The following is a 16,302-nucleotide window of genomic DNA, read 5'->3' on the forward strand; positions in this document are numbered from 1 at the left end:
CTCGTGTCGGCGTCAATACGTGGCCTGCACGCTGCCGCCCGGGTAATAGTGTTCCAGAATCATGGAGTATGAATAACCGCGGCGCGCCATGCCAATGGCCCCGTTTTGACACATGCCCACGCCGTGCCCGTTGCCGCCGCCCACGAAACTCACGCGGCCCGCGCGCCCGCCGCTCATGATGACTTCCACATCGAAGAGCGTGCTGGGCAGGATGCGTCCGCGCTGCACGTCGAGCATGACCACCCGCCGGATGCGGTCCCCTTCCACGGAGATGGTGCCGCGCGAGGTCACGATGTCGAGCCGTTTCACACGCCCCGAGGCAGTGCGTCCTTCCACGCGGACGTCCACCAGGTCACCCACGCGATCGGCGGAAACGCCGAGCGCCACCGGGATGGTCTGGCGCAGGATGGCGCCCAGTTCCCTGCCCGAGAACGCGTAGCGCCAGCGGAAATTCCGCGCCGCGATGCAGAAGGCATCGCCGCCGCGCGCGTCGCGGTCGAGCGCGCCGTACAGGTAGGGCGCACTCCTGCGATCCGGCCACACGGTACGAACGTCGGAAGTGTGTCCGCCGCAGGTGGCACTGTAGTAGGTTTCGCACAACTTGCCATCATACATGAGAACGATGCCGCGCGTGTCGCGCACCGCCGACGTGGCCAGCCGGTTCTGTCCGTCGCGGCCCTTGTACACCTGGTCCGCCACCCCGGCCTCCACGTCGAAGGAGCGGTCCCGGTTCATGTGGATGCGCGAGATCGCGTACGTGCGCGCGGCAACCGCCTGGGCCTGCACGGAAGCGTATGCGTCGGCGCCGGGCTGCCCGATCTCGTGCGGCACCACGCCCTCGAGATAGGTCTCCAGCGGCAGCTCGTTGATCAACTCGACGGCGCCGCTCGCATTGACGTGCGCCCGGATGGTTCCAGAGTACCACACCCCACCCACCGACACGCCGCCGGAGGGTTCGATCACGAGGTCCTCGTCGCTCCCGCCGGTCTGTCCGTTCGAATCCAGCCGCACCTGCAGGGAACGCCCGTTGCGCTGAACCGTCACCGTGCCGCCCTGCTCGCTCGAGAGCAGCGTGGCACCCAGCGACGTCACCCGGAAACCTCCCGTGGTTGCGATGGTGGCCTGCGCCCCGGTTGCAAGCACCAGCACGCGGATCACGGGCTCCTTGCCCTTCGCCCCCGACGGGGCGCCGGGACGCGGCCCCGCGCAGCCGGCGGCGGTCAGTGCCAGCACGGCGATGATCATGATGAGCGTGCGTCGGGTCATGTTCATCCCCGCGCAATCGACCCCAGTACCAGCGCCCGCGATGCGCCGGTGACCGAGCGAATCACGTTGCTGCGGCCGAAGAGCGCCTCCCGCGCGAGAAACGCAAAATCGACCGCCTCCTTGGCCTCCGCCGGCACGCCCAGTTCGTCGATCGGGCGCGGTGGCGTTTCGGGGAGAGCGCCTTCGAGTCCGTCGACGATGGCGCGGTTACGCGCGCCCCCACCGGTGACGAAGAGTTCGTGGACGCCGCCCGCGGGGATGTAGCGCCGCACGGCGTCCGCCACGGCCTGCACCGTCAGCGCGGCGGCGGTGGCCATGGTGTCCTCCCGTGACAGACTGCGCGCCTCGGCGGCACTCTTCAGCGTCCATGCAAAGTGCACCCCGAATTCCCGGTGCCCCGCCGACTTGGGCGGCGACGCCTGGAAGAAGGGGTGGCGCAGCATCTGGTCGCACACCTCCTGCGACGGTGTTCCCGCGCTGGCGCGCACACCGTCCTCGTCGAACTCCCCGCGGCCGGGGAACAGCGCGCGAAACAGCGCGTCCGAAACCATGTTGCCGGGCCCCGCATCGAACGCCACCACGTCGTCCAGGTTGCCGCTGGGCGGCAGGTAGGTCAGGTTGGCGATCCCGCCCAGGTTGAGAATCACGCGCCCCTCGTCTCCGCGGCGCAGCATGTAGTCGCAGTACGGCGCCAGCGGCGCTCCCTGCCCGCCCAGCGCCACATCTCCGCTGCGAAAGTCCCCGACGGTGGTGATGCCGGTGAGTGCGGCGATCATCGAGGGCGGACCCAGTTGCAGCGAGCCGGCGATGGAACTCCCCGCACCGGGCGGCACGTGCGCCACCGTCTGGCCGTGCGACCCGATGAAGTCCACCGAACGCGGGTCGGCGCCGGCGCGCCGGCATACGTCGAAGAAGGCCGACGCGAACGACACCGCCACACTCGTCTCCAGCAACGCCACGTCCTCGGCGGTGAGCTGCGCACCGCTGGCAAAGTCGGCGAGCGACTCGCGCAGCTCGTCCGGGTAGGCGGCGGACACGAAGTCCACCAGCTCCACCGACGGATGAACCGGGTCGGCGTCCATCGCCACCAGGGCAGCGTCCACGCCATCCATGGAGGTGCCGGACATCAGTCCGACCGCGGTAAAGCGCTGTCTACCGCCCAGCGTTGGCCACATGCTCGTGTTCACACTCCCGGGGTGACTACTTCGACATGCCGGCGGTCAGCCCGCCGATGATGCGACGTTGAAAGACGAGAAACGCCGCCACCACGGGCAGCGCGGAAATCACGGCGCCGGCCATGAGGTGGCCCCAGTCGACGCTGTGTGCCCCCTGCGAGAGGAGCGCCAGGCCGACCGGCAGCGTTCGCATGTCGGTGCTGTTGGTCAGTATAAACGGGAACAGGAATGAATTCCAGTTCGTGAGACAGGTCTGGATGGCAACCACGGCGAGCACCGGTTTGAGCATGGGAAACACCACCCGGAACAGGATGGTAAACTCGCCCGCGCCGTCGATACGGGCCGCCTCTTCGCAGTCCGAGGGGATGCCCAGCAGGTACTGCCGGATCAGGAAGATGTTGAAGGGGTCCACCAGAAAGGGCAGCGTGAGCGCCCAGTAGGTGTCGATCATCCCCATCTTCTGCATCAGGATGTACAACGGCACCAGGATCACCTGCTTGGGCAGCATGATGGTGGAGAGCACCAGCAGGAAGAGCAGCTTCGCCCCGCGGATGCGGTAGCGCGCGAACGCGTAGCCGGCCATGGTGCAGAACACGATGTTCCCCACCAGCACCACCACCGCCACCACGGTACTGTTGATGAAGTAGCGGTCGAACGGCCCCGCCTGCCACACCTCCGCGTAGTAGCGCAGGCTCAACCCGTCGGCGGTGCGCAACGACACCTCGATCATCCACGCCAGCGGATAGGTCATGCTGGCCAGCACCGCGGCCAGGCCCGCCCACTTGAGAACGCGCGTCACGCCGCCACCCCCCGCGGTCCGGTGGGCGCCGTCTCGGAGCGCATGCGCCGCATGGCCAGCAGCGAGAATACGCCGGACAGGATGAACACCGCGTAGGCGATCACACTGGCGTAGCCATAGTCGAGGCGGCGGAAGGCGGTGTCGTAGAGCATCATCACCAGCGTGTTGGTGGAGCCGAGCGGTCCGCCCTGCGTCATGACCAGCACCTCCACGAACACCTGGAAGGAGCGGATGCTGTTGATGACCAGCACGAAGCCGATGGCCGGCTTGAGCAGCGGGAAGGTCACGTGCCGGAACGTGGTCCACGCGCTTGCGCCTTCGAGTTGCGCCGCTTCGTAGAGCGAGTCCGGGATGGCGGTGGAGGCCGCGTGCAAGACGAGCGCGTAGTAACCCACCGCGGCCCATACGTCCATGGCCATGATGGCGGGCAGTGCTGTGCGCGGGTCGGTGAGCCAGCCGTGCCCCTGGATGCCCGCGTGCGCGAGGGCCGCGTTCAGTGCGCCCCCTGGCGCGTAGAAGAGCTTGAAAACCAGCGCGATCACCACCATGGAAAGAATTGAGGGCAGGAACATGGCCGCCTTGATGGCGTCGCCGAGTGCCACCCGTCCAACGCGCGCGCCCGCCCGCCCGCGCAGCAGGAAGGCCAGTGCCAGCGCCAGCGCGGTGGTCACCGGCACCGTACCCAGGACGAACACGAGCGTGTTGCGCAGCGCCCCGTGGAACTCGCGGTCTTTGAACAAGCGGAGTACGTTGTCCGCGCCCACGAAGTGGGTGTTCCCCACGTTGAGCGGGTTGTACTGCAGAAAGCCCAGAATGAACGAGAAGACGAATGGGAAGACGAAGAAGGCGCCGTAGATGAGCGCCCACGGGAACAGGAACCAGAACACGGGCGAGATGCGGGCCCGGGCGCGCGGTACCGCCGCCGCACCGCCCGTGTCACTTCTCATTAAAGCGTCCGGCGATGGCCGCAATCTGGTCCGCGGCGTCGTCCAGGCACCAGCGCGGCGCGCGGCGGCCGTACAGCGACTCCTCCACCGCGCGGTCGATCACTTCCTCCATCTCCACCCAGCCCGGATGCGCCGGGGGCGTACGGCTGGTAAAGGCCTGCTCGACGAAAACGCGCACGCGCGGATCCGCGGTGAAGGTGGTGTCGTTGAGCGCCTCGATGGATGCGGGAAACACGCTGCCCGCGGCCAGCGAGAGGGCCCGCGCCTGGGGGTAGGACTGCAGGAAGCGCGCGAGCTTGAGTGCGGCTTCCTTGCGTGGGGACGCCTTGAAGATCACCAGCATCTCAGCGCCCGCGAAACTGGCGTGAACACCGCGGTCGGGTGCGGGTTTCGGCACCAGCGCCACCGCGTAGTCCAGATCCGGTGCCTCGAGCCTGTAGTTCTTGATGTTCCAGGCCCCGGACACCTGCATGCCCAGGCGTCCGGTCTTGAAGTACTGATCCAGCACTTCCTGCTTCTCCTGCAGCGAGAACGGTGCGAGTTTCAGGTAGAACTCCAGCGCCTCCACCATCTCCGGGCTGTTGACGATGACGTTGCCCTCCTCGTCGAACACGTCCCCGCCGTTTCCCCACGCAAACGCCATGAACTTCTTGTAGAGAACGTAGCGCTCGCCGATGTTCTGCCCGAATCCGTAGATGGCCGTCCCCAGCCCCGATACCGCCTGCGCGGCGGCGAGCAACTCGTCCCACGTCTCCGGCGCATGGTCCGGGTCGAGCCCCGCGCGGCGGAACAGGTCGCGGTTGACGAACAGGACGCGCGATCCCTGCACCCACGGAAGCCCGTAGCTGCGTCCGTCGTACAGGCCGCTGTCCCACATGAGGAAACTGTCCCGCTCCGCCAGGTAGACCGTGGTGACGTCCTCCAGGACGCCTTCGTAGCTGAAGCGCGGCAGCCACGTGCTGCCCAGTTCGCACAGGTCCGGCTGCGTGCCCGACGCCACCGCGGCCTGGATCTTCTCGAGGCCGCTCTTCCAGGTGAGTTGCTCCACCTCCACCTTGATACCCGGGTTCTGCGCCTCGAACTCGGCAACGATGGGTTCGATCACCGCCAGGTCCCAGAACTGCCAGAAACGAACCGTGTTGGCGTCGGATGCCCCCCTGCCCCCACAGGAGGCCAGCGCGAGCGCCACCAGCACACCCACAACCCGGGCGGCGCGCATCATCCGCGCTCCCCCAGCGCGCGTGCCATGAAGCCACCCGCATCCGCCAGCAGCTTCTCCGCCGCCGCACGATCGGCACCGCGCCGCTGCATCACCACCGCCACCTTCACGTTCCGTCCCGCGGCTTCGTAGATTGCAGACGCATCTTCATAGGAAAGTCCGGTGAGCATCATGACGATCCCCTTGCCACGCTCGATCAGCTTGGCACTGTTGGGGCGCACGTCGACCATCAGGTTCTCGTACACCTTGCCCAGTTTCACCATGCTGGCGGTGGTAATCATGTTGAGCACCATCTTCTGGGCCGTCCCGGCCTTGAGCCGCGTCGAACCGGTGATCGCCTCCGGCCCCGGAACCACCGTGATCACCACGTCCACCTCCGGTGCGGGACCGTCGTTGCAGCGCAGCAACGTGGTGCGTGCGCCGCGGCGACGGGCCTCGGCCAGCGCGCCGATCACATAAGGCGTGCGCCGGCTCGCCGTGATCCCCACCAGGAGGTCGCCTGCCGAGACACCGTGGGAGGCCACGTCGCGCGCGCCGGCACTCTCGTGGTCCTCCACCCCCTCGCGCGAGCGGAACACCGTGTCCGGGCCGCCGGCGATCATGCCCTGCACCATGGTGGGCGCCACCCCGAAGGTCGGCGGGCACTCCGAGGCGTCGAGGATGCCCAGGCGCCCGCTGGTGCCGGCGCCGGCGTAGAAGAGCCGGCCGCCGCCGCGGAAGGCCTCCGTGGCCAGATCGACGGTGCGGGCAATATCGGCGAGGGCGCCCCGTACCACGTCGGCCACGGCGCGATCCTCGTCGTTCATGAGTTCGAGAATGCGCGGCGTGGACGCAAGGTCGATCTCGCGCGTGCGGGAGTTGCGCTGTTCGGTGGTGAGCGAGCGCAGCTGCTCGAATAGCTCGTTGGATTGCGTCATCGGTTCGCCTCGGGCGCCACGCAGGGCGCGAACCGGAGCTTACCAGAGGGGCCAGAAAGCGACCAAAGAGAAAGGTTGTGGCCGGGAGATTGTCCCTGAGCGGGGCAGAGCCGTGCCATCCTGCCGGTAGGCGCGCTCTAGAAGGCGTATATCAGTTCGTGCTTCTGGTTGACCCCAAGCGCCCGGGTCTCCACCTGCCGCCGGTAGTACTGTTGCCAGCGCTCTGAGAGCCTGGTCTTCGCAAAGAACCGCCGCTCTCTGAACAGATCCCGAAGCCGCCACGGCCGGTCCGCCACGCCCAGAAGCATCGCTGAGGTCACCCGACCTCCCTTCTCCCACCGACGCTTCATGTAGTTGTGCCACACCTGGAAGATCGCGAGCTTCTCGATCGACGCCTGGCGCCGCTTCGCCCACGCAATCGTCTCCCGCTTGTGCGCCGCCGTGCTGTGACGGATCATCAGGTCGAGCACGTTGATATTGAAGAGAGGATTGTGTTTGTCCCGGCGCTCTTTCGAGGAGGTGGTCCGATGGGTGACCTGGCCGCCAATGGAGGCGATCGCCCGTGGATAGGCCGGGTGCTCGTCGCTTCGGATCGTGATGGCCCTTCCCTTCAATATCAGTACTTCCAGCAGCTCCCGCGTACCCCTCTCTACCGCCTTTGGATGCGCCCGACCCAGCTGGGCCTCGAGAACCGCGCGGCGCGCACGCTGGTGCGCCGTCATGCGCCCCTTGCGGCGCAGCGGGCTGTCGGTGTGCTGCAGAAAGTAGCCCGAGGCCACATCCAGCGCCACATTGTGGTGGAAGGGAAAATACTGGCTCCACTCGAAGGTTTCAAAGCCGTCGATGGCGATCTCGTCGAGGTGCTTGATCTTCGCGAGTTCGTTGGCCTGCACCAACAGGCAGTGACGCCCCAGGCGCGCGATGTGGTAGGCGACACTGGCGGGAGAGCAGCAGAGTGCTCGCGCGATCTGGCGGTTGCCCATGCAGCCGACCACCATCATGAAGGTGCGGGTGGCGAGAGCGGGACGCTTCTGCCAGTAGGATGTGGAGAAAGTCTGGGTGCTGAAGTGCCTACCGCAGTGACGACATGTAAACCGCTGTATACACTGGGGCCGTGTCTGGCGCACGTAGAAACCCTTGCGTTTGACCGGCCACGGCTCGCTCAATGGGTTGAAGTATTTGCACTTGGGGTTGGGGCAATGGGGAGGAACCCACCCCGCCGATCCCGGTCCCATGCCCCAGCTCAGGCATACCCAATGCCAGGGACAATCTCATGGCCACAACCTACTGGATTCGTGCCATCTTGCCGCGGGTGGTGCTCGATCCCACCCGCTGATCGATTTTGATCACGTACAGGTAGGTGCCGTTGGCCAGCTCCCCGCCCGCGCCGTCACGGCCGTCCCAGTAGACGGCGTTCTGCCCCGGGAAACGGGCCTGCGCCGGAATATCCAGGCGCCGCACCCGCTTGCCGCTGACGGTGAAGATGTCGATGGTGCCGCTGAGGATCTCCACGTCGTTGGTGTAGACGATACTCGTCCCCTCGCCGCGGAACGGATTGGGGTAGTTGATCACGTTGTGCAGACCGGGCGATTCACTCACCACCAGGTTGAAGATGGACTCGACGGTGCCGATGCGAACGGTCAGGACGTGGCGGCCGGCGCCCAGCGTGCGCCGGAAGGTGGCCACCCAGCTAAGCGAGTCCTCGGGCGAGGGGTGGGCGAGCACCGCGTCGGTTATCACATCGTCGTCGATGTCGAGTTCGATGTCCGCGCGCGGGATGAACACCGGGGAACGGATGTCCACCCGGTAGTCGCCGGTGGCGGGAACCGACGCGCCGTCGGCGATCTCGCGCCCGTTCACCGACACGATGATGCTGGACTCCACGCGCAGCGTGAATTCCGCCACCATGTGGTACTGCCCGGCCAGCGTATCCGGGGCCTGGAAGGCGCGCAACACGATGTCGTAGTCCTCCGGGCGCAGCTTGTGCTGGAAGCTCACGGTGTACTGGCGCGCCCGCGGCAGCGCCTGGTCAACCAGGGGGGTGATGGACAGGAGACCGCTCTCGTCCGCGCCGGCAATCTCCAGCTTGAAGTCGCGAATGGCATTCTCGTCGGTAACGGTGGCAACCACGCGGATGGTGTCGCCTTCGCCACCGGTGGCGACGATGTCACCATCGCCGAAGGGCGAGCCGTCCAGGGTGACGTCGAAGGCGGGCGGGCCCGCGTCGATGCGCAACAGCGGGTCGCCCAGGATCATGTAGCGTTCAACCGGGTTGGACTGCGAACCGGCCATCTGCGACTCCACCAGGAACATGAGGTCCCCGAAGATCCACTCGCCGCGCGTCTGGTTGATCATGGTGTCGTAGGGCGCCTCGTAGAACCAGGTGCGGATGGCGGTCTCCATATAGTAGAAGTTCGCCGGGATGTACTCAAAGCCGCTGCTCCCGTAGACACCCACCGCACCGCGGTCGTTCTGGAAGAGGAACTGCTCGGCAATGGCATCGCCGTTGGGGTTGTTTTCCGAGACCTTGATGGCCCCCTGTTCGCGGTGGATGGCGTACTCGCTGAAGTGGCAGCCGAAGCCGAACATGATGAACGGCTTGCCACGGTTGTCGACCCGCAGATGGTCCCGGCCCGTGGATCCTCCCAGCGCCGCCGCACTCAGCGTGGCCATGATCCGCTCGTGGGTCACCAGCGAGCGGTTCATGTGGGCCTGCATGGTCACCAGGGTGGCCCCCTGGCTGAGCTGATTCAGGAAGATGTCGGTGATGTTCTGGCGGGTGTAGTTCATGGCCGCCAGCTGGCTCGCACTCGGAATCGGGTCTCCCGGGCCGGGATAGGGCGGATAGAAGCCGCTCGAGTAGTCCCACAGGTGAAAGCGGACCACGTCGTAGCCGGCCGGGAGTGCGTTCTCGATGGTTTGTGCGGTCACCTCCTGGCTGGTCTGGAAGGCAACCTCTCCCGGCTGGTAGCGGAAGACCGAGCCGCCGAACTGGGACCCGCCCTCCGAGTAGGCGTCGTCCGACATGATGATCATGCGCTTGCGCCAGAAGTCGGAGGCGGCGGGGGCTTCGTATTTGAGCGTCTTGGCGAGCACCAGGCCCAGTTCGCCCGGCGTTCCCACCGGGATGCGGCCCAACACCAGGTCCGGATACGCATCCACGGTGCCGTTGGGCGCGCGCATCTTGACGTAGCGCTTGTCCACGGAAACGACTTCGTCCAGGGCCAGGCTGGAGACCGCGTCGATGCGCGCATACGCCGGCACCAGGTTGGGACCGGAATCGTCGTGCACCTGCTTGTGATCCTCACTGCCATCCCCCACGATGACCAGCGTGCCGGCATTGCCGTTCTCGAAGAAGTGGCGCGTGACGCGGAACACGGCCAGCGGCGACGGGACACCGCCGTTGAACTCATCGTACACGTCCTCCACGTCCACCATGTACACGCGGTACCCCTGGGCGCGCCGGTAGGCCACCCACTCCTGCATCTGCGGGATGAAGAGCGCGTGCGACACCACCAGCACGTCCACCCCGCCCTCGGCGGCGCTGCCGATGATGGCGCTGGAACGGTCCGCCACCACGTCGGCGGCTGCGATCTCGGTCATGCGTGACGGCTGCACCATGGCGAACTCACGCCGCGCAGGGATGTTCTCGCGGAAGGAGAGCGCAAGCCCCCCGGCCACGGACTGGAAGTGCCCCGGTCCCAGGGTCAGGCGCACCGGTGCGAGCGGCGCGGTGATGTCGAAGAGCTCCATGCCGGCCGACGAGGCGATGCCGGTGACGGTGACGCTGGTGTCGCCGGCGAGCGATGCGGTGTTGAAGTTCAGCGCGTTGCCGCGCGCGCGGTACAAGAACTGCCCGCTCACTTCCACGTAGTTGAGCTGCACATCGACGGTGGTCCGCGACGCGTTGGGCCGGTCGATGCGGAAGCGGTTGGTGCCGAGCGAAAAATCCGACGCCGGGAGCACCGCCGAGAACACGCGGCGCAGCTTGTTGGGAATGGAAAACGCGGTGTCCAGAACCTTTTCGCCATTGGCGTTCACCAGCGACACCTTGAGCAGCCGCGGGCTGACGTAGCGGTATCCGAACAACTCGCTGGAGAGCGTCGCGTTGGAACCCGGCAGCAGCGCACCCAGCGCGAAGGGCATGTCCACGGGGCCGGATTCGAAGCCGAAGTTGAGCGAGTAGACGTCGGTGGACCCCAGGGGCGGCTGGTCGCGGAACACGGCGTCGGTCTCGAAGTGCAGCGTGGCGGAATAGGCCGCGGACGCGGTGTCCGCGCTCACCGTGCCCACACCCGGGCTGCGCGTGGCCATCGTCGTCCCCGGCGCGGGTTCCAGCCAGTACACGTTGTACTGCGAGTACTGTTCACGCGTGTCGCCCTGGCCGGCGTCGTCGCGCAGTCGCCGCCCGTAGAATATCAGCAGATCGTTTCCGTCGAACGCGCCGGCGGTCCCCGCCGGGTCCTCGATCACCGTGAACGCCACTTCCACGGTGCCGCCCGCAAAGGTGGCCTCGTCGTAGTCGCGCCGGAACAAGTGGAGGTTGGCAAGCGGCTGGCCGGCGGGGAATCCCCCCGCGATGGCCGTGCTCGCGCGTACCTTGTGCATCGCGGTCTCGCGCACCTGCAGCTTCACCGCGCCCGGCACCACCCGGTACGCCGCGCGCGGCGCCAGCGAAACCTCGGGCCGCGGAAGGCGCCACGCCGCCGCCTGCCCCGGGTTCACGAACAGACGCCGGAAGGTGTCTTCCCAGCCCTTCGACTCCGGCTGCGGTGGCGCCGCCGTCACCCGCGGGATGTCGCCCGAGAGTTGCACCGTCACCTCGATGCGGGTGGCCATGGACACGTCACCCGTGACCGGATCGTACGAGATCGGGTTGACGCGGATCGGCAGCGCGCGCTGGTGACGGACGTATACCGCTTCCTCGGGCGCCACCATGGCAACCGGGCGCCAGGCCCGGTAGACCCCTTCGTCCAGCACGATGGACGCGCCGGGGACGGGCCCCATGTCCTCGTCGGGGATGGCAACCGGGGTCGGGTAGGGCTCGAGCCGGCGGCGGCCGAAAGACTCGGAGGAGAGCACGCGCGCCGTCACGCTGAAGCGCGCCTCGGGCGGAATGGCCACCAGGAAGGTGCGCGTGGGCACGGGTGGCTCCGAGGGGTTCCCTACGTTGCCAAAACCGCCCACGCGGATGGCCTCGAAGCCGGAGAGCGACGATGGCGTGAACTCGGCGCGGGGGACGTCAATCTGGAAGACGACGCGGTCCCCGGCGGAGGCCACCTGGCGGGCCGGCGCCGCAGTGCCGTCGGCGGCCGCCACGGGCGCGGCGCTCACGACGGCTGCCGCGAGCACAAGAACGGGAAGGACCCGGGTGCGGATCGAAGGTGTTCTCAATAGCTCAAGAAACAATGGTGGTGCCCGTTAGGGGGGGTTCTTGAAACGGGGCCGGCGGACGCGTCAGTAGTTAGAATAAGCCGCTCGCCGCCACCCTGTCAAGCACCGCCCGCGCCGCCCTGCCCCGCAAACAGAAACGGCCCCCGCGCTGCGGGGGCCGTTCCCTCGAAACTCATTCAACCGAGACTAGCGATACAGGGACTTGACCTTGCCCCAGGTGCTCTCCTGGGTGGCGACGTTGCAGTCACAGGTTCCGTCCGCGTTCAGGATGCCCTGACCCGGAATGACCGGAATCTCCGCGAAGATGCAGTCCACCGAGATGACGCCAACCTTGTTGGGGGCGGCCACGAGGGACATGTACGAGCAATTGGGCACGGCAGCCGTCGCAAAGAACGCGAGCGTGTAGGTGTGGAAGTCACCGCTGATGCAACCGCCATACGCGAGCGACAGATCCGAATCTGCCGCACCAATCGACAGGATGTTAGCGTTGGCAACCGAGCCACCGTTGAAGAAGAACGTCGGGCCGGTCGGTGCATTCATGACCCACTGGGCGCCCGTGGCGCCGCCCGGGCTTTTGTGAACCACGTAGATGTTGAACGGCGCCAACACCGGCACCGTGATGTTGCAGGACAGACCCTGGTTGTCCGCAAAGAGTCCCATCGCGCCGGTCTGGGCAAACGACGGACTGGCGAAAAGCGCCACCATAGCAACTGTTAGCACAAACTTTTTCATAGTCAACCGCTCCTTCGTACCTGACAAGAACACAAACCGCTGGGCTAGAAAACCCTCCGAACAACCGCCCCTCGGGGCTTCCAGGACCGGCGGATTCGGCTCCCTAATTCAAGAGACACATCAAGGCGCGTCGGGCCGGCAGTTATCCCCAACGGGGGCAATATCCCCCGCTCCCTGTTTGACTGTCAAGGGTTTTCGGGACGGACGATGCAACCCATGTGCCGCAACCGGCCGATTCTGTAACTGCTTGCCCCGTACAGAAAAAGTGACATGGCTCCACGCCCGTCGAAGCCCATTTTGCGACACCGGCCGGTTTTCTACCACGCCCTGCGGAGCGACCACTGGAGCCCGTTGCGCCCTGCTCCCACTCCACCCCAAAAACACAGACGCCCGGGTCGTTACGACCCGGGCGTCTGCGGTACAACTCTGAAGGCGATCCGAGATTAGCGATACAGGGACTTGACCTTGCCCCAGGTGCTCTCCTCGGTGGCGTTCGGCTCGATGCACGGGCAGGTCCCGTCGTTACCGAACACGATCTTGCCAGCGGTCGCCGGCAGTTCTGCGAAGCCGCAGTCCACCGCGATGACGCCCGGCTTGTTCGGAGCCGCAACGACCGAGATCTGGCCGCACGGCGGTGCCGGGAACGGGAACGTGAAGCCGCTGAGCTTGACGACTGCGAGGGACGGACCCGCAAGGCAGCCACCGTAGGCCAGCGACAGATCGACGAACGCGTCGCCGATGGCCAGGTAGCCACCGAGGACCGACGCATTGAAGCTCCAGCTGGAGCTATTCACCAGCTTGAACTGCGAACCCGTCGTACCCGTGGTGCGATGCACAACGTACACATCGAGCGGGCCAATACCCGTCGCCGTGTATTCGCAGTTCGTCCCACCGACCTGGTCGGTGAAGATGCCGATGTCATCAGCCATCGCGTAGCCGGCAACCATCGTGATCGCCAAAGCAAGCATTAGAACCTTTTTCATTACTAGTCGCTCCTTTTCAGGATCTTTGTGAACCGAGAGGCTGGATGAACCGCTGATCGCGTGTCATGGATGAACCCGAAACTCGTGGTTCATCCAGCCCGGACAAACCGCTTACTACCGGTACAGCGCTTTGACTCCGCCCCACGTGCTCTGCTCCGTGGCCACCGGGCCCGGGCAGATGAGGGACGTCATACCCACACCGCTGATCTCGGCGTACGAGGGCCACTGCACGGCTACCGGGTCGGTGTTGCCACCATTGCCGGCATTCGCGTAGTTGTAACCGCGCACGACGATCGCCTGCGGTCCGGCGTTGCAGTCACACGCGCTCGTCCAGATGGTATGCACCGTCAGGGCGAGCAGGGGCGAGAAGCCGTTCTGCGGAAGGTTCCACGCGATGGCAATACCACCCGTCCCACCAAGGGAGGGCGAGCTACCAATCACGAGGGTATTCAGCGGAGCGGATTCACCCGTGTGAAACAGCGCGCCTGGGTAATCGACACTGAACTCAACGCCCTGGATGAACATATTCCAGTTGTTCATCACGACGTACAACTCCTGGTTGGTCCCGGGCGACTGACAGTCCGCCTGGGTATCACTGAACGAGTTGTACGCCAGGTTGGCGTTGAAATACGTCTGAATATTCGGCACCTGCGCCGTCGCCGCGACGGCCATCAGACCGACGAGCGATGCCACAAGCACCCCTGCTAGAGCTTTCTTCATAGCGACAAACTCCTTACATGCAAATCTTGGTCGCGAACAATTTAGGAGTCACTCACGCCGCTACTGCGACTAGCACTGATGGTTATAGTGCGCGCCGAACTTCGCAAAGTCCGCGACCGTGATCGTTCCGAACGTCACGAAGTCGTGGCAAGCAAAGAGCGGCTTCGGGGGCGACTGATAGCTCGTCCCGAAGAACGCAAAGTCCGAACCCGACACGAGACCCTCCGGCGGACCGCCAGCGGTGTTCTTCTGGTCGGGGGAACGAACGGCGATCGCGAGACACAGCGGAGCACAGGCACCGTTACCAAGAACGATACCCTGGCAGACCACGCGCACACCCGTGTCGCAGCCGCTGCCCGAAATGTCGCCAGCAATCGTCGTCATACCATTCGCGTCTGTCGCTGCGGTCGCGTTAATCGAACCGCTACCGCCGCAGAGAACGATCAGGTCGTTACAGCCGATCAGCCAGAAGTCCGCGGCCGGGATACCGGCAACCGGAGCATTCGTGTTGTCGTTGATGGTGACACTGATGGTGAGACCGGCACCGCTGAGCGGATCGCCGTCACCCTGCGGACAGATGAAATGCACGCCGGCAGCAGAGCTGGCCGTGGAGTTACACGGATCGACGATACCGCTATTAACGGTGTCGACGCCCGCGACCTGCCAACAAAGCAGCGCAGCCGCGACAAGCGAAAGGATCGCAAACTTTCCTTTCAACATTCCTACACCTCCAAAAAGTGGTTGTGGAATTTACCCTATATGAGGAAGCCAGCCAGCGGCGTACTGCTGTGCCACGGCCTGCCTCCCTCCACCGTTGGAAAAACGACACCTTACTCGACCGGGAAAAATTCTACCACGGATCGAAACCCAGTGTCAACGCGCATATTCTGGGACATGGGGCCAGAGGAAGCCCCCCGTAGCCCCATGTATGCCCAGTATCGCCCCCGTGGGGGGCGTGGTGGCATGGGGGCGGGGCCAAGCCATTTTCATATTGTCGGTTAGGAAAACTGGTGGGCGAAACAGGAGTCGAACCTGTGACCTTCTGCTTGTAAGGCAGACGCTCTAACCAGCTGAGCTATTCGCCCGCGCTCGACGCCTAGAGGAAGGCGAGCGGGATCATGACGCAGTACCCCAGGACCAACAGGATCGGGGCAATGGTGATGTCGTTGACGGCCAGAAGGACGTAGCCGATCACGATGGCGGCCATTCCGGCCCCAAAGAGCTTCCAGCGGAACTTGTGAACGGAGTTGCCTGTGTTGCCTGTCATGAATCCCTCCCGGGCATCTGACCATACGCCCCTGCAAAGGTCAAGGCCGGCGGCGGCGGCCCCCTGCCGCTATTTCTGGTCCGCCTGCCGGGCCCGTTCCCGCCGGGCCTCCTGCACCGCCACGTTGTGCTCCTTCAGGGTGGCGGAGAACACGTGCCGGCCGTCACCCCGCGCCACGAAGTAGAGCGCGTGCTCCTCCGGATCCGGGTACAGCGCCGAGCGGATTGACGCCGCCCCGGGGCTGCAGATGGGCCCGGGCGGAAGGCCGGCATGCAGGTACGTGTTGTACGGCGAGTCGATCTTGAGATCCTTGTAGTAGAGGCGGCCACGAAACCCGCCCATTGCATAGGCCACCGTGGGATCGGCCTCCAGGCGCATGCCCCGGGCAAGCCGGTTGAGATACACGGCCGAGACCCGCGGGCGTTCGTCGGGAACCCGGGCCTCGGCCTCCACGATCGAAGCCAGCGTGAGCACCTGGTGACGCGTCATCCCGAGCTCCGCGGCACGCCGGTCGTGGTCGGGGGTCCACTCCGCCGCGAACCGGTGCAGCATCTGCCCCACCACGTCTCCCGCGTCGCTGCCGAATGGAACCAGGTAGGTGTCCGGAAACATGTACCCCTCCAGGGTACTGACCGGTACCCGAAGCGCGGCCAGGAGTTCCGGATTCCGGATCTCCGCGGCCATCGCCAGCGAATCCACACCCGCCGGCCCGAACGCCCGGGCGATCTGCCAGCGGTTGAACCCCTCGGGAACCGTGACCCGCACGGCCAGCACGTCGCCGCGCACCAACGCGCGCAGGACATCCACCGGCGGGGTCCCGGGAATGAATTCATAGGTGCCGCGCCGGATGTCGCGATCGTGGCCCAGCACGCGCGCGAAGAAC

The 16,302-nt window shown here is 65.7% G+C and carries 14 protein-coding genes and 1 tRNA gene; all 15 read right to left on the reverse strand.

What is annotated here, in order from left to right:
• Window positions 1–12 precede the first annotated feature (12 nt).
• Window positions 13–1,266, reverse strand: coding sequence for a SpoIID/LytB domain-containing protein (locus OEX18_07460; GenBank protein MDH4337105.1), 1,254 nt, complete (start codon window positions 1,264–1,266; stop codon window positions 13–15).
• 2 nt (window positions 1,267–1,268) lie between these two features.
• Entirely contained in the window at window positions 1,269–2,441 is a 1,173-nt protein-coding gene (locus tag OEX18_07465) for an anhydro-N-acetylmuramic acid kinase (GenBank protein ID MDH4337106.1), read from the reverse strand.
• Window positions 2,442–2,466: 25 nt separating this feature from the next.
• On the reverse strand, window positions 2,467–3,240 hold the full coding sequence (locus OEX18_07470; protein ID MDH4337107.1) for a carbohydrate ABC transporter permease: 774 nt from the start codon (window positions 3,238–3,240) through the stop codon (window positions 2,467–2,469).
• Window positions 3,237–4,187, reverse strand: coding sequence for a sugar ABC transporter permease (locus OEX18_07475; GenBank protein ID MDH4337108.1), 951 nt, complete (start codon window positions 4,185–4,187; stop codon window positions 3,237–3,239). Before OEX18_07475 ends, OEX18_07470 begins: the two co-directional genes overlap by 4 nt.
• On the reverse strand, window positions 4,177–5,409 hold the full coding sequence (locus OEX18_07480; GenBank protein ID MDH4337109.1) for an extracellular solute-binding protein: 1,233 nt from the start codon (window positions 5,407–5,409) through the stop codon (window positions 4,177–4,179). Before OEX18_07480 ends, OEX18_07475 begins: the two co-directional genes overlap by 11 nt.
• Complete coding sequence (gene murQ, locus OEX18_07485) at window positions 5,406–6,323, reverse strand: N-acetylmuramic acid 6-phosphate etherase (GenBank protein ID MDH4337110.1); 918 nt, start codon at window positions 6,321–6,323, stop codon at window positions 5,406–5,408. The genes OEX18_07480 and murQ overlap by 4 nt, the downstream gene beginning before the upstream one ends.
• Before the next feature lie 137 nt (window positions 6,324–6,460).
• Window positions 6,461–7,306 (reverse strand): hypothetical protein, encoded by an 846-nt coding sequence (locus OEX18_07490; protein ID MDH4337111.1) that lies wholly within the window; start codon window positions 7,304–7,306, stop codon window positions 6,461–6,463.
• A 301-nt stretch (window positions 7,307–7,607) separates the two neighbouring features.
• Complete coding sequence (locus OEX18_07495) at window positions 7,608–11,657, reverse strand: C25 family cysteine peptidase (GenBank protein ID MDH4337112.1); 4,050 nt, start codon at window positions 11,655–11,657, stop codon at window positions 7,608–7,610.
• 246 nt (window positions 11,658–11,903) lie between these two features.
• Entirely contained in the window at window positions 11,904–12,449 is a 546-nt protein-coding gene (locus tag OEX18_07500) for a hypothetical protein (GenBank protein MDH4337113.1), read from the reverse strand.
• Between the two features lie 443 nt (window positions 12,450–12,892).
• The gene (locus OEX18_07505) at window positions 12,893–13,432 is read right to left on the reverse strand and encodes a hypothetical protein (protein MDH4337114.1); all 540 of its coding nucleotides are present in this window, start codon (window positions 13,430–13,432) and stop codon (window positions 12,893–12,895) included.
• Between the two features lie 114 nt (window positions 13,433–13,546).
• On the reverse strand, window positions 13,547–14,152 hold the full coding sequence (locus OEX18_07510; GenBank protein MDH4337115.1) for a hypothetical protein: 606 nt from the start codon (window positions 14,150–14,152) through the stop codon (window positions 13,547–13,549).
• Window positions 14,153–14,221: 69 nt separating this feature from the next.
• Complete coding sequence (locus OEX18_07515) at window positions 14,222–14,872, reverse strand: hypothetical protein (protein MDH4337116.1); 651 nt, start codon at window positions 14,870–14,872, stop codon at window positions 14,222–14,224.
• A 288-nt stretch (window positions 14,873–15,160) separates the two neighbouring features.
• Window positions 15,161–15,237: transfer RNA gene (locus tag OEX18_07520), tRNA-Val, on the reverse strand.
• 11 nt (window positions 15,238–15,248) lie between these two features.
• The gene (locus OEX18_07525) at window positions 15,249–15,419 is read right to left on the reverse strand and encodes a hypothetical protein (GenBank protein ID MDH4337117.1); all 171 of its coding nucleotides are present in this window, start codon (window positions 15,417–15,419) and stop codon (window positions 15,249–15,251) included.
• A 69-nt stretch (window positions 15,420–15,488) separates the two neighbouring features.
• A partial coding sequence (mltG, locus tag OEX18_07530) for an endolytic transglycosylase MltG (protein MDH4337118.1) occupies window positions 15,489–16,302 on the reverse strand: 814 nt, incomplete at its 5' end.

The sequence above is a fragment of the Candidatus Krumholzibacteriia bacterium genome (genome assembly GCA_029865265.1).
In the GTDB taxonomy this organism is placed as follows: domain Bacteria; phylum Krumholzibacteriota; class Krumholzibacteriia; order WVZY01; family JAKEHA01; genus JAKEHA01.